This window comes from Amycolatopsis sp. NPDC098790, assembly GCF_044759945.1.
GTDB lineage: Bacteria > Actinomycetota > Actinomycetes > Mycobacteriales > Pseudonocardiaceae > Amycolatopsis.
Genome location: NZ_JBIWAI010000004.1, coordinates 858,834 through 876,756 on the forward strand (window position 1 = coordinate 858,834; position 17,923 = coordinate 876,756).

The 17,923-nt window shown below is 69.2% G+C and carries 21 protein-coding genes and 2 pseudogenes; 15 read left to right on the forward strand and 8 right to left on the reverse strand.

What is annotated here, in order from left to right; translation table 11 throughout:
- Nucleotides 1-580 precede the first annotated feature (580 nt).
- From ACIQWX_RS33475 to ACIQWX_RS33490, 4 genes are read left to right on the forward strand one after another with little or no spacing between them, the layout of a single operon-like run.
- Entirely contained in the window at nt 581-1,024 is a 444-nt protein-coding gene (locus ACIQWX_RS33475; protein ID WP_400879677.1) for a hypothetical protein, read from the forward strand.
- Entirely contained in the window at nt 1,021-2,247 is a 1,227-nt protein-coding gene (locus ACIQWX_RS33480) for an NRAMP family divalent metal transporter (RefSeq protein ID WP_400879680.1), read from the forward strand. Before ACIQWX_RS33475 ends, ACIQWX_RS33480 begins: the two co-directional genes overlap by 4 nt.
- Nucleotides 2,244-2,636 carry a hypothetical protein gene (locus tag ACIQWX_RS33485; protein WP_400879683.1) on the forward strand — a complete coding sequence of 131 codons (393 nt, stop codon included), beginning with the start codon at nt 2,244-2,246 and terminating at the stop codon, nt 2,634-2,636. The genes ACIQWX_RS33480 and ACIQWX_RS33485 overlap by 4 nt, the downstream gene beginning before the upstream one ends.
- Nucleotides 2,623-2,889 (forward strand): PRC-barrel domain-containing protein, encoded by a 267-nt coding sequence (locus ACIQWX_RS33490; protein WP_400879686.1) that lies wholly within the window; start codon nt 2,623-2,625, stop codon nt 2,887-2,889. The genes ACIQWX_RS33485 and ACIQWX_RS33490 overlap by 14 nt, the downstream gene beginning before the upstream one ends.
- 94 nt (nt 2,890-2,983) lie before the next feature.
- Here the strand turns inward: ACIQWX_RS33490 and ACIQWX_RS33495 are convergent, their stop codons facing one another.
- Genes ACIQWX_RS33495 through ACIQWX_RS33515 form a run of 5 tightly spaced genes read right to left on the reverse strand, consistent with a single transcriptional unit; the run spans nt 2,984 to nt 7,449 of the window.
- Entirely contained in the window at nt 2,984-3,346 is a 363-nt protein-coding gene (locus tag ACIQWX_RS33495) for a hypothetical protein (protein ID WP_400879689.1), read from the reverse strand.
- 23 nt (nt 3,347-3,369) lie between these two features.
- Nucleotides 3,370-4,857 carry an asparagine synthase (glutamine-hydrolyzing) gene (asnB, locus tag ACIQWX_RS33500; protein WP_400879692.1) on the reverse strand — a complete coding sequence of 496 codons (1,488 nt, stop codon included), beginning with the start codon at nt 4,855-4,857 and terminating at the stop codon, nt 3,370-3,372.
- Between the two features lie 3 nt (nt 4,858-4,860).
- Nucleotides 4,861-5,478, reverse strand: coding sequence for a CGNR zinc finger domain-containing protein (locus ACIQWX_RS33505; protein ID WP_400879695.1), 618 nt, complete (start codon nt 5,476-5,478; stop codon nt 4,861-4,863).
- Nucleotides 5,471-6,241, reverse strand: a complete 771-nt coding sequence (locus tag ACIQWX_RS33510) for a hypothetical protein (RefSeq protein WP_400879698.1) — start codon at nt 6,239-6,241, stop codon at nt 5,471-5,473. The genes ACIQWX_RS33505 and ACIQWX_RS33510 overlap by 8 nt, the downstream gene beginning before the upstream one ends.
- A complete protein-coding gene (locus ACIQWX_RS33515) occupies nt 6,238-7,449 on the reverse strand; it encodes an MFS transporter (protein WP_400879701.1) in 1,212 nt (403 codons plus the stop codon). The genes ACIQWX_RS33510 and ACIQWX_RS33515 overlap by 4 nt, the downstream gene beginning before the upstream one ends.
- Nucleotides 7,450-7,921: 472 nt before the next feature.
- Here ACIQWX_RS33515 and speD point away from each other — a divergent pair, with 472 nt between their 5' ends.
- The 10 genes and pseudogenes from speD (at nt 7,922) to ACIQWX_RS33565 (ending at nt 15,224) form a co-directional block, all read left to right on the forward strand.
- A complete protein-coding gene (speD, locus tag ACIQWX_RS33520) occupies nt 7,922-8,317 on the forward strand; it encodes an adenosylmethionine decarboxylase (RefSeq protein ID WP_400879704.1) in 396 nt (131 codons plus the stop codon).
- 28 nt (nt 8,318-8,345) lie between these two features.
- Nucleotides 8,346-9,461, forward strand: a complete 1,116-nt coding sequence (locus tag ACIQWX_RS33525; protein ID WP_400879707.1) for a hypothetical protein — start codon at nt 8,346-8,348, stop codon at nt 9,459-9,461.
- Nucleotides 9,461-10,192, forward strand: a complete 732-nt coding sequence (locus ACIQWX_RS33530; RefSeq protein WP_400879710.1) for a class I SAM-dependent methyltransferase — start codon at nt 9,461-9,463, stop codon at nt 10,190-10,192. Before ACIQWX_RS33525 ends, ACIQWX_RS33530 begins: the two co-directional genes overlap by 1 nt.
- Nucleotides 10,189-10,845: a class I SAM-dependent methyltransferase gene (locus tag ACIQWX_RS33535; RefSeq protein WP_400879713.1), complete on the forward strand. Its 657-nt coding sequence runs from the start codon at nt 10,189-10,191 to the stop codon at nt 10,843-10,845. The genes ACIQWX_RS33530 and ACIQWX_RS33535 overlap by 4 nt, the downstream gene beginning before the upstream one ends.
- Nucleotides 10,842-12,416 carry an S-methyl-5-thioribose-1-phosphate isomerase gene (gene mtnA, locus ACIQWX_RS33540; protein WP_400879716.1) on the forward strand — a complete coding sequence of 525 codons (1,575 nt, stop codon included), beginning with the start codon at nt 10,842-10,844 and terminating at the stop codon, nt 12,414-12,416. Before ACIQWX_RS33535 ends, mtnA begins: the two co-directional genes overlap by 4 nt.
- 7 nt (nt 12,417-12,423) lie before the next feature.
- Nucleotides 12,424-12,996, forward strand: a complete 573-nt coding sequence (locus ACIQWX_RS33545; protein WP_400879719.1) for a 1,2-dihydroxy-3-keto-5-methylthiopentene dioxygenase — start codon at nt 12,424-12,426, stop codon at nt 12,994-12,996.
- 2 nt (nt 12,997-12,998) lie between these two features.
- Nucleotides 12,999-13,652 carry an acireductone synthase gene (gene mtnC, locus ACIQWX_RS33550; protein ID WP_400879721.1) on the forward strand — a complete coding sequence of 218 codons (654 nt, stop codon included), beginning with the start codon at nt 12,999-13,001 and terminating at the stop codon, nt 13,650-13,652.
- Between the two features lie 446 nt (nt 13,653-14,098).
- Nucleotides 14,099-14,317: pseudogene (locus tag ACIQWX_RS33555) on the forward strand (hypothetical protein); the annotation flags it as partial.
- The gene (locus ACIQWX_RS33560; protein ID WP_400879724.1) at nt 14,314-14,526 is read left to right on the forward strand and encodes a hypothetical protein; all 213 of its coding nucleotides are present in this window, start codon (nt 14,314-14,316) and stop codon (nt 14,524-14,526) included. The pseudogene ACIQWX_RS33555 and the gene ACIQWX_RS33560, both read left to right, overlap by 4 nt.
- Entirely contained in the window at nt 14,523-15,224 is a 702-nt protein-coding gene (locus ACIQWX_RS33565; RefSeq protein ID WP_400879727.1) for a GNAT family N-acetyltransferase, read from the forward strand. Before ACIQWX_RS33560 ends, ACIQWX_RS33565 begins: the two co-directional genes overlap by 4 nt.
- On the opposite strand, the gene ACIQWX_RS33570 is transcribed toward ACIQWX_RS33565, so the two are convergent.
- From ACIQWX_RS33570 to ACIQWX_RS33580, 3 genes and pseudogenes are all read right to left on the reverse strand, one after another.
- A complete protein-coding gene (locus tag ACIQWX_RS33570) occupies nt 15,214-15,369 on the reverse strand; it encodes a hypothetical protein (RefSeq protein WP_400879730.1) in 156 nt (51 codons plus the stop codon). The genes ACIQWX_RS33565 and ACIQWX_RS33570 overlap by 11 nt on opposite strands.
- 35 nt (nt 15,370-15,404) lie before the next feature.
- Nucleotides 15,405-15,824, reverse strand: coding sequence for a pentapeptide repeat-containing protein (locus ACIQWX_RS33575; RefSeq protein ID WP_400879733.1), 420 nt, complete (start codon nt 15,822-15,824; stop codon nt 15,405-15,407).
- 109 nt (nt 15,825-15,933) lie between these two features.
- Nucleotides 15,934-17,184, reverse strand: a pseudogene (locus tag ACIQWX_RS33580) (pentapeptide repeat-containing protein); the annotation flags it as partial.
- Here ACIQWX_RS33580 and ACIQWX_RS33585 point away from each other — a divergent pair.
- A complete protein-coding gene (locus ACIQWX_RS33585; protein ID WP_400879736.1) occupies nt 17,183-17,740 on the forward strand; it encodes a GNAT family N-acetyltransferase in 558 nt (185 codons plus the stop codon). The pseudogene ACIQWX_RS33580 and the gene ACIQWX_RS33585 sit on opposite strands and share 2 nt — an antisense overlap.
- The last annotated feature ends 183 nt before the right edge of the window (nt 17,741-17,923 follow it).

The window sequence follows — 17,923 nt, forward strand, 5'->3', positions numbered from 1 at the left end:
TCATTCACCCAACAGTGGAGATTCGCCGCGCGGTCATCACCGGATTGGGGGTTACGACGATCTTTTTTTCTTTGTTTTTCCGGGTTTCTACCCATCGGTAGCGGGTAATCAGCTGGGTTTTTGCCGACGGTGCCGGACGATCCGCTCCTCGCCCGATCGGGAGTCCGGCCTGTCCGCGGGCGGCCGGCGCCGAACGGAGAACATCACCTACGGATCCATCGCGCTCACCCGGTGAGGCCAGACCGGGCGAACAGGACACGCCCGACATCGCGTGGGCGGTGAGGAGGGCACGCGGTCGGCAAACGCTGCGCCGCTTCGACGATCACCCGCAGCGCCGAGAACGACCGGGACCGCCGCCGATTCCTCAAGGCGACCGGGATGACCGGACTCGGCGTGGCCAGTGCCCTCGGCGGACTCGCCGCCGGGCCGGCCGCGGCGGCCTCGTCCGGCCCGCGGCGGCGCCGTCCACCTGACGCACTTGCTCAAGGAGGCGCAGAACCCCGCCTCCTGAGCGCGGCCCGCCCGTCGATCAGCCGAGACGCCCGAACGGCACTACGGTGATCCGATGACGCGCCGAGCGGTGAAGATCGCGGCGATGAGCGGAGTTGCCGCCCTCGCGCTGGCCGCGGTGGTCGTTCCGTCCGTTCTGCCCACTTCGGCCGACGACTACCGGAATGTGGCGCTCACCGCGGCCGAACAGGCACTCTCGCAGGTCCGGACCACCGAGCTGATGGTGACCGCCGACATCGACGGCAAAGTGCTCGCACCGTACCGGTCGACCGTCCTGTGGCAGGCGCGTGATGCCCTGGCCACCGCCGCGGACGATTTCACCGCGGAGGAAATCCCCGACACCGCCTCGATCTCGCTGCACGACGAATGCGCACCGCTGCTGACCGAAGCCGGCGCCGACATCGCCGCTGTCACCGCCGCGGCCGACGCAGGCCCGGACGCCGAACGCGTGGTCTCCGCAAGGCTGCACAAAACCGGCGAACTGCTGGCCGGCTTCCTGGAGCGTCACCGATGAAGAAGTTCCTGGCCGTCACCCTCGGGATCCTGACGGCGATCGGTGGATTCGTCGACATCGGCGACCTGGTCGCCAACTCCCAGACCGGCGCCCGGTTCGGCATGCGGCTCGCGTGGGTCGTCATCGTCGGCATCGTCGGGATCTGCGTGTACGCCGACATGGCCGGCCGGATCGCCGCGGTCAGCGGCCGCCCGGTGTTCGACCTGATCCGCGAACGGCTCGGCCCGCGCATCGCCTTGGTGAACCTGGCCGGCTCCTACCTGGTCACGATGCTGACCCTGGGCGCGGAGATCGGCGGTGTCGCGCTTGCCCTGCACCTGGCGACCAGCGTCCACTACCTGCTGTGGGTGCCGGTCGTGGCCGTCGTGCTGTGGGTTGTCCTGTGGCGCACCAAGTTCGAGACCCTCGAGCGGGTGTTCGGTCTGCTCGGCCTGGCGCTGATCGTCTTCGTCGTCGCGCTGGTGACGCTCCCGCTGTCCTGGCCCGAACTGCTGGGCCAGGTGGGCGAAGGACCGCCCCCGACGGAAAACTGGGCGACCTACGGGTACTTCGCGGTCGCGTTGTTCGCCGCGGCGATGACGCCCTACGAGGTGTTCTTCTTCTCCTCCGGCGGAGTCGAGGAAAACTGGACCCGCAAGGACTTGGGCACCGAACGCATCAACGTGTTCGTCGGGTTCCCGCTCGGCGGCCTGCTGTCGCTGGCGATCATGGCGTGCGCGGCCGTGGTGTTCGAGCCCGCGTCGGTGAAGGTCGACGCGATCACGCAGACGACGCTGCCGGTCGGGCTCGCCTTGGGCAAGCTCGGCCTGGCGGTTGTCATCCTCGGGGTGTTCGCCGCGACGTTCGGCGCCGCGCTGGAAACCGGGCTGTCCTCCGGCTACACCGTCGCCCAGTACTTCGGATGGGAGTGGGGCAAGCGGGTCGCCCCGCGGCGGGCCGCCCGGTTCCACACCGTCGTCCTCGCCAGCGTCGTCCTCGGCGCCGCGCTGCTGCTGACGAGCATCGATCCGGTCCAGCTCACCGAATACACGCTGCTGCTGTCGGCGGTAGTCCTCCCGCTGACGTACCTGCCGATCCTCGTGGTCGCCAACGACCGCGCGTACCTCGGCGACCAGGTCAACGGCCGGGTCCGCAACATCCTCGGCGTCGGCTACCTCGGCGTCATCCTCGTCGCGGCGGTCGCCGCGATCCCCCTGATGATCATCACGGGAGCCGGCCAATGACCACACCCGACCCGCTTCGGATCGACTTCCACCTCCTCGACCGCCAGATCCTCGACCTCGCCGGCGCCAAAGTCGGCAAGGTCGACGACGTCGAGCTCGCCGTCGGTGAGGACGGCCGGCTGCGGGTCGTCGCGTTGCTGGCCGGGCAGGTCGCGCTCGGGCGGCGGATCGGCGGCCGATTCGGGCGCTGGCTCGCGGCGGTCGCGACGCGGCTGCGTGCCGAAGAGACCCCCGCCCCGCTGCGGATCCCGTTCGAGCACGTGGCCGAGGTGGGCAGCCACATCACCCTGTCGCTGCGCGTGGAAGTCCTCAGCGAACCGCCGCTGGAGACCTGGCTGCGCGACCACCTGATCGGCCGGATCCCGGGAGCCCGCGATGCGCGCAAGTGACCTGCTGGGCGCGACCGCCTACGACCCGGACGGGCGGCAGCTCGGTCGCATCGCCGACCTCATCACCGACGTCGACCCTGACGGTGCCCCGGTCATCCGGGCCGTGCTGGTCGCCCCGAACCGGCGCGTCCGGCTGCTCGGCTACGAGCGCGACGAGATGAGCCGGCCGTGGCTCATCGACCGCATCGCCAGGTGGGTGCACCGCGACCTACGCGAGGTCTCGTGGGACGACGTCCGCTTGACGCGGACGTGACCGCGGAACAGAACCTCCGCCGGGGAGATCACATGCCCAACAGGGCCTTGGCTCGAGCGCGAAGGCGAGCCACCGGGCGGTCGTCGTATCGATGTCAGGCACCGTGCCGAGCGGTGATTTCGGCGAGACCCCCGACTGCGATGTGCGCGTTGTCGAGGTAGTCGGCCAGATCATTGCAGGCGCCCACAGCCCGGGTGAGCCACAGCCCCGCGGTCTGCACCGCCTGCGTGGTGTCGCCGCTGAACGGTCCGTCGACCGAGGCGAAGGCGGCGGCGGAGTCCGGGGCGAGGAGCTTGATGCCGAGGTCGGCAAGCACCCGATTCATCGCGGCGGTGGCCGCGGACAGGTTGGCCAGCGTGGTGCCGATGTCGGCCGGCTGGGACCAGGTGCTGCCGACGGCCCGGCGGAGGTTGTCGCGGGCGGCTGCGGTGACGTGGGTCAGGTCCGAAGGGGGCACGGCGCTCCTCAGGTTGTGGGCGGTCATAAAGTCATGGAGCGGTCGAGCGTGCGCGGGCTGATTCCCGCGAGTTCGCGGTGCCAGATCCGGTGGTAGGCGAGCTCCTCGCGGTTGCGGATGCCTTCCGCGTGCCCCGTCTTCTGGAAGTCGGCTTCGGTGATCAGGCCGCTCATCGCGTCGCGCAGGACGCCGGACATGCCCGAGCCGTCGCCGAACTGCTCCTTGGCTCGCCACAACAGGTCGTCAGGCAGCCAGCCGGCGAACGCTTTGCGCAGAAGGTGCTTCTCCCGCCTGCCGTGATCCGGGCGCCGAAGCCGGACCGGTACCGACATGGCCGTCGCGATGAAGTCGGTGTCGAGGAACGGCACGCGGGCCTCGAGGCCGAAGGCCATCGTCGTGCGGTCGCAGCGCTGCAAGTTCAGGGTGTGCAGCGTGGAGACCGTCCGGCGGAGTTCTGCGTCGAGTGCGTTGTCGTCACGGAACTCGCGCAGGTACCGGTAGCCGGCGAACAGTTCGTCGGCGCCTTCGCCGGTGAGGACGGCTTTGGTGTGCTGCGCCGCCAGTTCGGCGAGGAAGTGGTTGGCGACGGAACTGTGGAGCAGCGCGGGGTCGTAGTGTTCGACGGCGCGGACTACGTCGGGCACCCGGTCCACGGCGGCTTCGGCGGTGTAGGTGCGTTCGAAGTGCTCGGTGCCCAGATGGGCGGCGACTCGTCGCGCGGCGGCGAGGTCCGCGGATTCGGCGGTGCCGACGGAGAAGGTGCGCAGCCGGTATCCGCGCTCGCGGCACCACCGGGCGGCGATGGCCGCGACGATGCTGGAGTCCAGGCCGCCGGACAGCAGTACCCCGGGTGGCTCGTCGCCCATCATCTGCAGGTGCACGCTGGCGATCAAGCCGGCGCGGACCGCCGCTTCGTGCTCTGCTGGCGCGTCGGGTCCGGTGGTGTGTCGCGGCATCGCGTGCGCAAAGCGCCGAAGACCCTCCTGCGGGGTCCAAAAGCATCCTGGCGGGAACGGTCGCACACGGCTGCGGTGTGCACGGTCGAACGCCTTCATTTCGGAGGCGAACACCACCGAATGAGGTGTGCGCGCCCAGTACAGCGGTTTGACGCCGACCGGATCCCGCGCGGCGAGGAACGGCAGCCCTGGGCCGGCGATCGCCAGCGCGAACATCCCGCGGAGGTCGGCGAGGGCAGCTCCGCCCCCGGCGACGGCCAGGTGCAACGCGACTTCGTTGTCCGATCCGGTCGACCAGCGGTGGCCGGCGAACCGGGCACGAAGGTCCGCGTGGTTGTAGATTTCGCCGTTGCCGACCAGGTGGTTGCCCGCAGCGTCCGTCAACGGCTGGTGCCCGCCGTCAGTGTCCACGATGGACAGGCGTCGATGGCCCAGCCAGGTGCCGGGAAGGACGGCGGTGCCCTGATCGTCCGGCCCCCGGTGGGTAAGGCGGTCGAGCATGCGCGAGCCGAGCAGCGGGTCGGGACTTCCGTGGATGGCGACGATGCCACACACGGCTCAGCCCTTCCTTGCCGTGGCGGCGCGCTTGCTGCTCTTCTCCCACGTGCCGCAGGCGCTCATGCTGCACCACCGGCGTAGCCCGTTCTTGCTGGTGTCGTAGAACAGCCATCCGCAGCTGCCGTCGTGACCGAGGCACTCCTTGATCCGGCCGAAGTCGGCGCTGACCGCGACTTCCGCCGCCGAGCGGGCGATCGGCCATAGCACGCAGTCGAGTTCACCCTGCGGTGACCAGCTCCAATCCAAGCCTGCCGGGGTGGAGACCAGCTTCGCTTGCCGCATCGCGTCGGCGTAGGCCTGCTGAAGGTGGTGCAGCGCCCGGCCGGGTGGTTCGTCCCCTTTGGCTATGGCGGCGAAGACGGCGTACACCGTCTCGCGTAGCCGCTTGGCGCGGGCAAGCGCGTCCTGCGCAGCTCGCGGATCGCGCTGGACGCGTTTGCGCAGCAAGCCGGCGCGGTTCGCGCCGATGGTGCCGGCGTTCACCGACCACTCGACCAAGCTCGAAAAGTCGGTGAGGTAGTCGTGGGGATCTTTGTCGGCGCGAGCCCGGCGCGGTCCCACGGTGTTGGCGAAGTCGAGGCAGACCAGGCCGCCGATGTGCTCGAGCGGTTCAGGCATCACGGTCCTCCTGGGCCGAAGCGGAGGTGGCGCGCAGCGAGGGCAACTGCCGGCGCCGCACATCGCTGACGTAGGGGTCGAGCCAGTCGAAGTCCGGGCTCTCGGCGGCCAGGTGGCTCAGCCGCTGGTCGTCGATGTGCGGCTGAGCTGCGGACCGGAGATTGAGGTTCAACGTCACCCGGGTACCCGAGGTCATCGGAGTGGTGCGGTGCAGGACCCCCATCAGCTGCCCGAAGATGCTGTGGCCGACTCGGTGGGTGACCCGGACGACCCGGTCGTCCGGCACTTCCCCCTCCGACGCCAACCGGGCCAGGCCTTCGTCCAGTTCGCCGCGGTAGATCGCGAGTTCGCCACCGGCGACCTCGTCGGCCGAAAGCGCGACGAGTTCGGTGACCGGCACGCTGTCCCCGTGCCAGTCGACGGTGCCGTCTTCAGGTCCCATGAACGTGATCATGGAGCCGAGGAAGTCCACCGGGTACGGCTCGAGGGGAACGCCCGCCAGCTCGCTCAAGCGCGCCAGTCTCACCGGGTCGTGCATCAGCTGGGCGACTTCGGGGATGTGGTGGTGAGCGTCGCGCAGGTACCTCAGGTTGAGGTTGGTCTTCGCCGCCGTCGCCCGCAGCCGCAAGGCCTTCGCAAGGATGGTGTCCAGCAGTTCCGGCGGGTAGCCGTGTTCGAACTGCCGGATGCCGAGTTCGGAGACCTTCCAAAAGCTGGGGCGGCCGAGGATGTCGCTGCGGGTCATCGTGATGGCTGCGGTCACCGTGATCCTTCCGATCGGGTACGCGGGCGCGGGGGCAACGCCGCCAGGGTGCCGACGGCGAGGAATGTGGCGACGGCGAAGGCGGTACCGAGTCCGGCGTGGTCGACCACGAGCCCGAGCAGCGCCGGGCCGGTGACCGCGCCGAGGGTGATGAAGACGACCACCACGCTGAAGCCCCGGGTGGGGTGGTCGTCGAACACCGTCGAGCTCCACACCGACAGGAGCGTGCCGCCGACCATGAACCCGGCACCGTAGAGCACGGCGGAAGTCAGCGCGGAACCCCAGCCCGCCGGCGCCAGCCACAGCACCGCCAACGATGCGGAAAGGACGACCTGGGCGGACACGAATATCACCCGGAGACCGACCTGTCGCACGAACCGGCCTGTGAGCACACCGGCGATGCCGGTGACGCCGATGACCGTCCACAGCGCCGGCGCCACGCGTTCGTCGCCGCCGTTGGCCGTCGCGACCGCGACACCGGCGAACGACCAGTAGGCCGCGCCGACCAGGCCGGACGACGCGGCGGCCACGAACAGCGGCCACGCACCACGCCGCCCGACCAGCTCGCGCCACCGCGGTGAGGTGAAGGAACGGGCCGGCCTCGTCGGCGCGCCCGGCAGCACTCGCACGTTCCACACCAGCACGGCGAACGCGGCCACGGCCGCGCCGAGCCAGACCAGCCGCCACCGGGAGTCAGCCGCGAACAACGCCGCCGGGCCGGCGAGGACGACCCCGAAGGTGGTCCCGGTGCTGATCATCGACAACGCGTGCGCTCGCCCACCGGGCTTGACCGTGTCCTGCACGACGTCGGAGTACGGCGTCCAGACCCAGCCCGGAGACATACCGGACACCGCGACTCCCAGCACCAGCACCCCCGTGTTCGGAGCTATCGCGATGAGCAGCATGCCCGTGCCGGCGCATCCCAGCCCCATGCAGATCGGCAGCCGCGGTGACACCCGACCGGCCCACCACCCCACCATGCCGAGCGCGAACAGCTCGCCCAGGTAGCCGATGCTGGTGACCGCGCCGAGCGCGCCGGCGGACCCGCCGAAGTCGGACTGGAAGCGGGGTAGGAACAAGCCGTACCCGTAGCGGGCGAAGCCGTAAGTGATCGCGAGCGTCGCCAATCCCGCCAGGCCAGAGCGCCACGGGCCGGCCAGGCCGCCGGTCTCCTCCCGCGACGCGGCGCTCGCCGCTCCGGTGTTCATGGCTCCCAGGTACCCGGGCCGGAACCGATCACTCACCGGCTATCCAAGCTTCACCGGAATGGAGCAACGATCTTCCGAGATTCGTCGCAAATTCGCTGCACTCAACACTTGCACATCTTCCGACCTGCACGCACTGGTCCGACTGTTGACCGGTGCACCACTGAACAGCTTAATACTGGTGCGACAGGCGTATCACCCTGTTGGCCGCGCGGCTCCCGGCGAGGACGGTTTCGCGCGTTACCCTCGCCGCCGGACGGTCAAACCCGATGTTCCCGTACCCGACCCCCACCCTCTTGGCCGCTTGCCGTCACCCGGACGTCGGCACACGGAAAATGTCGATGGTCGCACTGCGTACTTCATTGCGTCGAATCTGAACCCGATGCTACTTTCACAGTGATCGTTTTCCGATCACTCCCCCGCCATTGAAACAGTCCGATGGCACCCTTCTTCCACTTTTCGTTATGGGGTATTCGTGACCAATGCACCCGTTGCGCCCGTAGCATTCACCCTCGAAGAAAACGGCATCAGCTTCGCCGGCACGCACATCACCATCGACATCTGGGACTCCGACCACCTCGATGACGAAACCATCGTCGAGAAAGCGCTGCGCCGCGCCGCTAAAGACTGCGGCGCAACGCTTCTGGACTTCTTTCTGCACAAGTTCCGCCCCCAAGGGATCACCGCGGTCGCCGTCCTCGGCGAGTCCCACATCTCGATCCACGCGTGGCCGGAGATCCGATACGCCGCACTCGACGTATTCACCTGCGGGTCGTGCAACCCGTACGACGCCATCCCCGCCTTGCAGGACGCGTTTACACCCGGCCGGATCCAGATCGTCGAACAAAAACGTGGCATCTGCTGCAACTGAGTCACCACAAACGTAGGGGGACAGTAATTTGACTGACGAAATCGAATCGACAGCGGTCGGCTTCCCTTCCGAGCCGTTCGGCTCCGACCGTCCCGTCATCCTCACGCCAGAACTGGCGCGCGCGCTCCGCGCGGGCGGTTTCCTTCCCGTTGCCGAGAACGGGATCGGTGAACGCATCGGCGTAGCGGACGAGGACCTCGACCACGCCGGTGTCCGTTTCGCGCGGCGGGACGAGGTGAACGCCGCCCGCTTGCTCCTGAAGTACAAGCCGTTCAGCGCGGACGAGATCACCGCGTGCAGGCCGGAACAGACTCTCGGCGCGGTCTTCCATGCCGAAGGACGTCCCGACCTGCTCACTCCGCTGCTGCGCAGCGGCGTCCGCGCCTACAGCTACGAGTTCCTCACCGAAGACGGCCGGTTCCCCTTGATGCGCGCGGGCGGCACGATCGCTGGAATCCAGGCGGTGTTCCACGCCGCGCACGCGCTGCAAACCTACCGCGGTGGACGCGGTGTGCTCCTCGCAGCCGTCGACGGCTGCCCTCCACCCAAAGTCGTCGTGATCGGCTCCGGCAACGTCGGGTTGGCCGCCGCGGACACGGCCGCCGGGCTCGGCGCCGACGTGCTCGTCCTCTGCCGCACCGCGGAAGCTCGCGACCACCTTCTGCACAGAGCCGAGAACCGGTGCCGCGCGCAAGTGAACTCACCGGAAGCCCTCGCCCGTGAACTGCCGGACACCGATGTGCTCATCGGCGCCATCCTGATCTCGACCTACACCACACCGGCGATGATCACCCCCGAGCTGGTGCGGACCATGCGGCCGGGGTCGGTGATCGTCGATGCGACCGCCGGTTACGGACCGGGATACCTCCCGAGCGCCGGACCGGTCCAGCAGCCGGGAGAGCCACCCCGGGAGGTGCACGGGGTCCTTCACGTCAAGATCGACGTGCTCCCGTCGGTCGTCCCGGTGACGTCGTCTCGCGCCTACACCGCCGCGGCAGCGCCCTACCTCGTCCGGCTGGCCGAGCGGGTCCTGCGGGCTACGCCCGACCCGGTCGTCGATACCGCGCTCATCGTGGCCGGCGGCGAGATTCGGCATCCCGTGCTGGCCGAGCACGCCGGCTTCTACGACCTGGTCCCCGGCTGATGGCCACCGGCTACGCCGAGCGCGCCGCCTTGTACGCGATCGAGACCCGCGGACTGCGCGCACCCGCTGTCCTCGACGCGCACGTCCGCCCCGGCACCGTTGTCGCCGAAGCCCCCTCCGGCGCCGGACATCACCTCGCCGACTACGCCCGCCTCGGAGCGGTGCCCGTGCTGTTCGACGCCGAGGCCGCCATGGTGACGGCCGCTCGAGAGAGCCTGGCCGCCACCGGTCTCCACGGCGAGGCCCACCGGTACCGGATCGGCACCGATCCCCCGGCACGGCGGTTCCCGGTGGTCGTATGCCCGAACGGGGCCCTCAACCAGCTGACCGCCTCCCTCGGTCTGCGCACCACCTTGCACGGGCTCATGGATCTGCTGGAACCCGGTGGCGTGCTGATCGCGCACGTCCTGCTGCGCCACGACGACGGCACGCTCGACAGCGCACCGTGCTACGACGCCGCCGGGGCGCACGACACGTGGCTTCACGACTGGAGCAGACCCGACGGCCACGGCGGAACACTCACCCGCCTCCGCCGGCAGCACCGAGACCAAGACGAACTGCGCATCGACTTCCAGCGCCTGCACAACGGCGCCGACCTCGGCTGCTCCACCGTCCATCTGTCGCTGCTCACCACCCGCGCGCTCGAGCACGGGCCATGGCAGCTGCTCAGCGCCACACCCCACTCCCGCAGCATGACCGAAATAGCGCTCCGGAAGGAGGCTGCCGCATGACCACGCTGGACGCCCACGAGTACCGGGACACCTACTACGCACGCCAGTTCGTCTACGGCATGGGCACCGAGGAGATCCTCGCCATGCTCCGTACTCTGCCGGCGGTTGACACCTGGCTGGACCTGGGTTGCGGTTCCGAGTCGCTGCTGTGGGCCTGCGCCCTGCGGGCCGGTCGGCTGACCGCCGTCGACGTCGACCCCGATCGTCTCGACCTGCTGCGGCTCAACGCCACCAGCGCCGAACCCCGCGGAGCGTACGAAACCGCCCTAAAGCTGGGAGGTCGTACCCCGGCCGAGTGGAGCTCCTTGTGTGCGCTCGTGTCCGACGTCCGGGTCGCGGACTGTCTCGACGGCGCCGCCGGCGCCCTGCCGCGATCGGAGCTGGTCACCCAATTCGGGCTCCTCGGCCTCTGCCGCGACGAGCAGCACTTCGGCGAGCGGGTGGCGTGGATGGCCGATCTAGTCGTTCCCGGCGGCCTGGTTGCCGGTGCCAACTGGATGTCGGCGGTGCACCCGGACCGCCTGCAGCTCCACGAGGAGCTCTACCGGACCGCCTTCGCCGACGCCGGCGTGGAACTGGACACCCTGCTCCGGATATCCAGTTCAGACACCGACTACCCCGAGATCTGGGCCTACACGGGCAACCGCCGATGACCGCCGAAACCGCTTTGCACTGGGACGGCACCGCCCTGCTGGCCCTCGACCAACGGCGCCTCCCCCACGCGCACACCACCTTGCGGCTGACCAGCGCCGGTCAGATCGCCGAAGCGATCGCCGATCTCGCGATCCGCGGCGCACCTGCCATCGGCGTCGCGGCCGCCTTCGGCGTCGCGCTTTCGGCCCGCGAGCACGGCGCCGACACCGCCCGCGTCCGGACCGACGCCGAACTGCTCATCCGGACCAGGCCGACCGCGATCGCCCTGCGCCGTGCGGTGCACCGCACCACCAGCCACCTGCACGAGGGAGCCGACGCTGTTCTCGCCGCGGCGCAGGAGGTGCAAGCCGCTGACGTCCGGACGTGCGACGCGATCGGAGAGCGCGGCGCGCACCACATCTTGGCGACGCTACGACGGCGGCCGCTGCGCATCCTCACGCACTGCAACACCGGCATGCTCGCGACCACCGGGCAAGGCACCGCACTGGCCGTGATCAAGCGTCTCGCCGACCACGGCGCCGTCGAAAACGTACTCGTCGGGGAGACCCGGCCCCTGCTGCAAGGCGCCCGGTTGACCACCTGGGAGCTGCGCCGAGCCGGGATCCCGCACCGACTGTGCGTCGACGCGGCCGGTCCGGCGCTGATGGCAAACGGCGAGGTCGACCTCGTCCTCGTCGGCGCGGACCGGATCACCGCCGCGGGCGACGTCGCCAACAAGATCGGCACCTACGCCCTCGCCGTCGCCGCGGAACGGCACGGCATCCCGTTCCTCGTGGCAGCGCCCGAAGAAACCATCGACCAGGACCTCACCGAGCCCGGCGACGTCCACGTCGAAGAACGGCCGGCCGACGAGCTGACTACCCTCGCCGGGCAGCCCGTGGCACCCCGGGACACCGAGGTGCGCAACCCGGCGTTCGACGTCACGCCCGCGGACCTGGTCACCGCGGTGATCACCGAAACCCGCGTGTGGGTGCCGTGGCCCGCGGCGGAACTGTGCCGCATCGCCGCCGACCTCTACCGCCGCGGCTGGCTCGACGGCACCGCCGGCAACCTTTCGGTGCGCGCCGACGCCCACGCGCTCATCACCGCCAGCGGCCGCAGCAAAGGCTCGCTTCGCCCCGAAGACCTCGTGCTCGTCGACGCGGTCACCGGCACGCACCGACGAGGACCGAAGCCCTCGGCCGAAACCGCCATCCACGCCGCGGTGTACGCCGCGTTCCCCGACGTCGGTGCGGTGGTCCACGCCCACCCACCGTTCGCCACCACGATCGCGGCCCGGGCCGCGGAAGCTGGCGACACCCAGGTCCGCTTCACCGATTTCGAGATCATCAAGGGACTGACCGCGGGAGCCCCTGCGACCGGTGTGGACGTCCCGCTCTTCCGCAACTGGCCGCACGTCCCCGACATCGCGCGCGACGTCACCGACCGGGTCACGCCCGACCCGCCGGCCCTGCTGATCGCCCACCACGGCGTGACCACCTGGGGACTAACGCTCGAAACCGCTCGCAACCGACTCGAAGCCCTGGAGAGCCTCTGCCGCCTCCAGGTCATGACCACCATGCGGAGCTGACGCCACGATGACCCTCCTGCACGTCATGTCCGACACCGACCGCAACGACGTCCGGCTCAGCACCCACGATCGCGCCGCGATCGCCGAGCACCTCCGACCCCACGACATCACGCTGTCCACTTGGCGCGCCGTGCCGCTGCCGGGCGAACCTTCCGACGTAGACATCCTCACCCGGTACGAGCAACCGGCACGCCAGCTCACGCGAGAAGCGGGATACGAGGTCATCGACGTCGTGTCCCTGCGGCCGGGCGGCGACGCCGAGACCCGAAAAGGGGCGGCCGAGGCCCGTGCGAAGTTCCTCGCCGAGCACAGCCACGACGAGGACGAAGTCCGGTTCTTCGCACACGGATTCGGCTGCTTCTACCTCCACCTGGACGACCGAGTCCACGCCGTGGTCTGCGGACCCGGCGACCTGCTCGCCGTACCCGCCGGAATCCCGCACTGGTTCGACATGGGTGAGAACCCGAACTTCAGCGCCATCCGCTTCTTCCGCACCGCCGGGGGCTGGGTCGGCAACTTCACCGGAGACGACATCGCCACCCGCATGCCCTCGCTCGACGAACTGCTGGATATCCCGTGATCTTGGCCGACGTCGAAGGGACGACGAGCCGCGCCTCCCACGTCCACGAAAAGCTGTTCCCCTATGCGCGGCAACGACTCGCCCAATGGGTCCGATTGCCCGAAGCGCACGAAGTGGTGGCCGAGGTCCGCGCACACCTGGGCGATCTTGATGCCGGCGCGGACGAGGTGACCCAAGTCCTGCTCGCCTGGCACGACGCGGACGAGAAGGTGCCCCCGTTGAAAACCCTGCAGGGCATGATCTGGGCGGCAGGTTACGAACGCGGAGAACTGACGGCCCACGTCTACGACGACGTCCCGCCAGCCTTCCGACGGTGGAGCACGAACGGCGAACCGGTCTACATCTACTCATCCGGCTCGGTCGCGGCCCAGCAGGCGTGGTTCGCCCACACCCAGCACGGCGACCTGACCGGACACATCAGCGGCTACTTCGACACCGTAAACGGCGGGCCGAAAAAGAAGGCCGGCTCGTACCTGCGCATCGCTGGATCGCTCGGGGTGCCGCCATCCGAGATCCTCTTTCTCAGCGACGATCCCGCCGAAGTCGCTGCCGCTCGCCGAGCAGGGCTGCAGACGGCACAGATTGCTAGAGAGAAATCGCGCCTTGGCCCAGAGTTCTTAAACTCCTTCGACTCGATTCTAACGTTCCGGGACTGAATGCTGGCGTCACCTAGCGGCGAAGTCGACTGGTTCGCGGGAGATCAAAGCCGGTACGGGGGGCGCCTCTCGACGAAAGGCACAAAACCGCTCCAGTGTGACCGGTATTCCGTGGAGACAAGGACTGACGTCCCCGGGGCACCGCCCGACCGACACAGGAAACGACGCTGCCCGGCCAGCGATGTTCCAGCTGGCGAAGGCGACGGAGGTGACCTCCGTCGCCTTCGCGCCATTGACTGCTGCCATCCCGGAGACCCGGCCGATGACCGTCAGCCAGAGACCGGCGGCTGGGCGCGCGCGCCCAGGTCTTCCAGCAGCAGCGGCTGGTACGAGCCGAACGCGTAGAACCAGACGTAGAAGAAGAATCAGAAGCCGGTGATCCGAGGTCGAGCGGATCGCCTCCGGGCGCGCGCCCGTGCTCGGCGACGGCAGCGACTCGCCGGCCTGGGATCACCTTCCTCAACCTCGAAGACGAAACCGGGATGGCCAACGTGCTGGTCTCGCCGGGGTTGTGGCAGCGCAACCGCCTGGTCGCGCGCGCCAGCAGCGCGCTGCTGATCCGCGGGCAGGTCCAGGCCGCCGAAGGTGTGGTCACCCTGGTCGCCGACCGGATCGAAGCGCTCGACCTGTCGATGGTGACCGCGCCCTCCCGCGACTTCCGGTGAGCGCCGGCCGCTCGGCCGTCGGCGGTCCGCGCTCGGGTGCGCGCGGCGAATTCGGCGACCTGATCCCCCTCCGCCCTAGCACCGGCATCCCCGCGACGTGCCTGCGCGGGCACTTCCTCGTCCACTACGGCATGACCCGCCCCTTCAGCCACCGCTACCGGCTGCACTGCACGCTCTGCTTGTGGACCCGGTTCGAGCGTGACCGTTGACCACGACGAAGGCCGGCGGGCACAGCCCGGGTACCGACAGCGGACTGCCGGTCCGACCCGCAGGTGCGCACGCGAGGTGCCTGAACCGCAAGCACCACCTGGCGGTGAGCGGGCAGACCGTCAGCTACGACCACTCGCTCGGATTACACACCACCAGCTGCAACTCCTGCTTGGAAGCCCACGCGGACCGGGCGACGTGGCTCGAACTTGATCTCCACATCGCCCATCAGCCACCGGACGACCGGGCCGGGCTCATCCTCCGGGCTCGGCCACCGAGCCGACCCGCGGCGATCGGCGAGGTCGTCCTCGAGTTGCACGGCCAGAGCGTAGGGATCCTCGGCGTGGCGCTGTGCGGCGCTGACCAGCGCGGCCTGATCACCCGAGTCGAGGTCAACCCGTCGTATCGGCTTCGCCGATTCGGAACTGCGCTGGTCCTCGCTGCGCTCAACCACCGCCCCAGCTACCGCTGGGCCACCACCGACATCGGCACCTCGGCCACCGCTCGCGCGTTTTGGTCGGCGCAGCACCTGCCCGAGAACATGCAGCTCGGCGATCCTGTCTACTGCTCGCACATGAAACAGGTGCAAGGAATCGCGCGAGGCGTAACGGCTTTCCGCCGTCTCCGAGGGCACTTCGTTGCACCGGATGGCAACGGATGTCTCGGCGAGCGGGTGCCCTACTCCGGAGTCACGGTGTGAAGCGCGCGACGTGGCTACGCGCGGCAAGCTCAGTGCGCAGCTGATGCGATTCAAGGGCCAGCCGTTGGATTTCGGCGATCGCGAGGTCCAGGTGCTCGGCCAGCTCGCGGTTGCGCGCCCGCAGTGTCGCGTTCTGCTGCTTCAACTCGGCGGCCGCTCCTTCGCGCCTGGGGGCTCCGTTCAATGGCCCTGGCCTTCGGTGGAATCAGGATCATCGGCAGGCAGCCTGACACCGTGCTCAGCCGGGTCGAATACGCGCCCGTCATACACCGCATCGTCGAACCGGGCGTCGCCGAGGAACTTCGCCTTGTCGAACGATGCGTCGCCGCCGAACTTCGCCCCGTCGAACCGGGCGTCGCCGCGGAACTTCGCCTTGTCGAACCGGACGTTGCCGTCGAACATCGCCCCGCCGAACCGGGCGTCGCCGCCGAACTTCGCCTTGTCGAACCAGGCGTTGCCGTCGAACTTCGCCCCGCTGAACCGGGCGTCGCCACCGAAATTCGCCTTGTCGAACTGGGCGTCGCCGCCGAACTTCACCCCGTCGAACACGGCGTGACCGCCGAACATCGCCCCGTCGAACACGGCGCCGCCGCCGAACATCGCCCCGTCGAACCCGGCACCGCCGCCGAACCGCCCCGTCGAACCCGGCGTTGTCGCCGAACTCCACCCCGCGGAACAAGGCGGCGCCGCCAATCTTCACCTCTTCGAACGAGACGCCGCCGCCGAACACCGCCCCATCGAACACGGCGTGGTCGCCGAACTCCGCCCTGTGGAACCAGACGCCGCCGCCGAACACCGCCCCACGGAACTCGGCGCTGTCGCCGAACTTCATCCCGGCGAACATGGCGCCGAGGCCGAACACCGCGCGGTCGAACCAGGCGTTGTCGCCGAACTCCACCCCGCTGAACGCGGCGCGGTCGCCAAACACCGCCCCTTCGAACGTGGCGTTGCCACCGAACACCGCCTCGCCGAACGTGACGTCGTCGCCGAACACCGCCCCTTCGAACATGGCGTTGCCACCGAACACCGCCTCGCCGAACGTGACGTCGTCGCCGAACTTCGCCTCTTCGAACATGGCGTCGCCGCCGAACTCCACCCAGGTGAACACGGCGTGGCCGGTGAAGGTCGTACTTCGGAATGAGGCGTTGGCGATTCTGCAGTTGGCGAGGGAGAAGTCGATGAGGGTGGCGCCGGTGAGGTCGATGTCGATGTCGGGCCAGAATTCGGATTTCAGGTGTTCGAGGTCCGGGCCGGGCTGCAGGTGCTGGTGGAGGATGCGTTGGGCGGTGAGGCGTACTTCTCGTTCTTGCAGCTGGGTTTCCCGTGCGCCGCTATCAGGAGCGGGTGCAGGTGGGCGGGGGCGGTCGGTGGTTTTCAGCAGGGGGCGGCGCACGCCCAGCGGCCGTGGTCCGGCTGTGTCCGGGGGTGGGGTGTAGGGGTTACGGAGGTAGGCGCAGATAACGTTGACCACGGTCTGCCGCTGCTCGGGGTTGCCCTGCGCGACGCGTTCGAGGGCGTAGAGGCCGCCGTGGCGGACCGCGGCCTGCGGCGAGCCGAGCTGCTCGACCGCCTTGAGGTAAAGCTCGGTCAGTCGCCGCTCGGCGGCGTCGTGCTGCTGGTGGGCGAGGGCACGCTCCCGGTTGTCAAGGTCGGCTTCGGTGGAGTGCTGGCGCCGCCAGGACAAGTACAGCGCGACAACGCCGCCGCTTCCGACCGCCACACTCAGCCCCACCTTCAGCGCGTCCAGCCGCGCGGACACCAGCTCGGCGCCGTTCAGCCCGCGAGTCGCCGGCCACCACAGCACTACCACCGCGCCCGCGGTCAGCACCGCGATCACGGCCGCGGACAGCCACATCGTTCTCGGCGACAGCTCCCGCAATCTCGCCCGCCGCGCCGCCGCGTCGGACGGCGGTGGGACAGGAACTTCGGGTTCCGGCGACGGTGTGGCTTCGGCGGTCATGTCCGCTTACGTCGCTGATGCCGACCAGGATGTTGCAGGCCCGCCGGGCTCGCAGTCAGCTCATGGTCATGACCGACATGCCCAACTTTGCGAAACCTGCCGACGGGTCGAAGCCTGCGACCCCAACGAGCGGCGCCTCTCCGAATGGGCCCAGCTCGACGTCACCGTCCGGCACCCGCCGGCCACCGCGCCGCAGCAGGGACTTCTACTCGTCGCCCACCCCGCCGCGGCCGGGGCAGAGCCCGAGCGGATCGAGCTGCACCTCGACGGCGCCGTTGTGGCTACCGCGACCGTCACCTGTTGCCCGGCATGCCGCACCGCGAGCCTGGACTACGTCCACGTCGTCGCCGGGTATCGGCGCCTGGGTTACGGCCGCACCCTCGTCGCCGCGGCTCACGCCCGCGCGCCCCAGTACCGGTGGACCGCGCCGCTGCCCGAGGGTGTTGTCGCGCAGGCCTTCCGCGCCCGCATCTCGTATCCGAACACCGGTGCACCGTGTGTTCACCGAGGACATCGCGCCAGCACCGGGGCACGGTGGACGAATCCGCCCCAGTAATACCCCGGCGATCTGCCGACAGCTTCCTGGTCAGGCCGTATAGCGCGTGCAACTATGTCCTCCATGTCAGCAACACGCGTAAGTGGTAAGGTTCGGTAGGTTCGGTAGGTTCGGTAGGTTCGGTAGGTTCGGTAGGTTCGGTAGGTTCGGTAGGTTCGGTAGGTTCGGTAGGTTCGGTAGGTT

What these genes read in the sequence shown, in the direction of transcription:
- ACIQWX_RS33480 (WP_400879680.1), top strand. Translation starts at nt 1,021, where the DNA reads ATGAAGAAGTTCCTGGCCGTCACCCTCGGGATCCTGACGGCGATCGGT.
- ACIQWX_RS33485 (WP_400879683.1), top strand. Translation starts at nt 2,244, where the DNA reads ATGACCACACCCGACCCGCTTCGGATCGACTTCCACCTCCTCGACCGC.
- ACIQWX_RS33490 (WP_400879686.1), top strand. Translation starts at nt 2,623, where the DNA reads ATGCGCGCAAGTGACCTGCTGGGCGCGACCGCCTACGACCCGGACGGG.
- ACIQWX_RS33505 (WP_400879695.1), bottom strand. Translation starts at nt 5,478, where the DNA reads ATGCCTGAACCGCTCGAGCACATCGGCGGCCTGGTCTGCCTCGACTTC.
- ACIQWX_RS33515 (WP_400879701.1), bottom strand. Translation starts at nt 7,449, where the DNA reads ATGAACACCGGAGCGGCGAGCGCCGCGTCGCGGGAGGAGACCGGCGGC.
- ACIQWX_RS33530 (WP_400879710.1), top strand. Translation starts at nt 9,461, where the DNA reads ATGGCCACCGGCTACGCCGAGCGCGCCGCCTTGTACGCGATCGAGACC.
- ACIQWX_RS33535 (WP_400879713.1), top strand. Translation starts at nt 10,189, where the DNA reads ATGACCACGCTGGACGCCCACGAGTACCGGGACACCTACTACGCACGC.
- mtnA (WP_400879716.1), top strand. Translation starts at nt 10,842, where the DNA reads ATGACCGCCGAAACCGCTTTGCACTGGGACGGCACCGCCCTGCTGGCC.
- ACIQWX_RS33545 (WP_400879719.1), top strand. Translation starts at nt 12,424, where the DNA reads ATGACCCTCCTGCACGTCATGTCCGACACCGACCGCAACGACGTCCGG.
- ACIQWX_RS33575 (WP_400879733.1), bottom strand. Translation starts at nt 15,824, where the DNA reads ATGTTCGGCGGCGGCGCCGTGTTCGACGGGGCGATGTTCGGCGGTCAC.
- ACIQWX_RS33585 (WP_400879736.1), top strand. Translation starts at nt 17,183, where the DNA reads ATGTCCGCTTACGTCGCTGATGCCGACCAGGATGTTGCAGGCCCGCCG.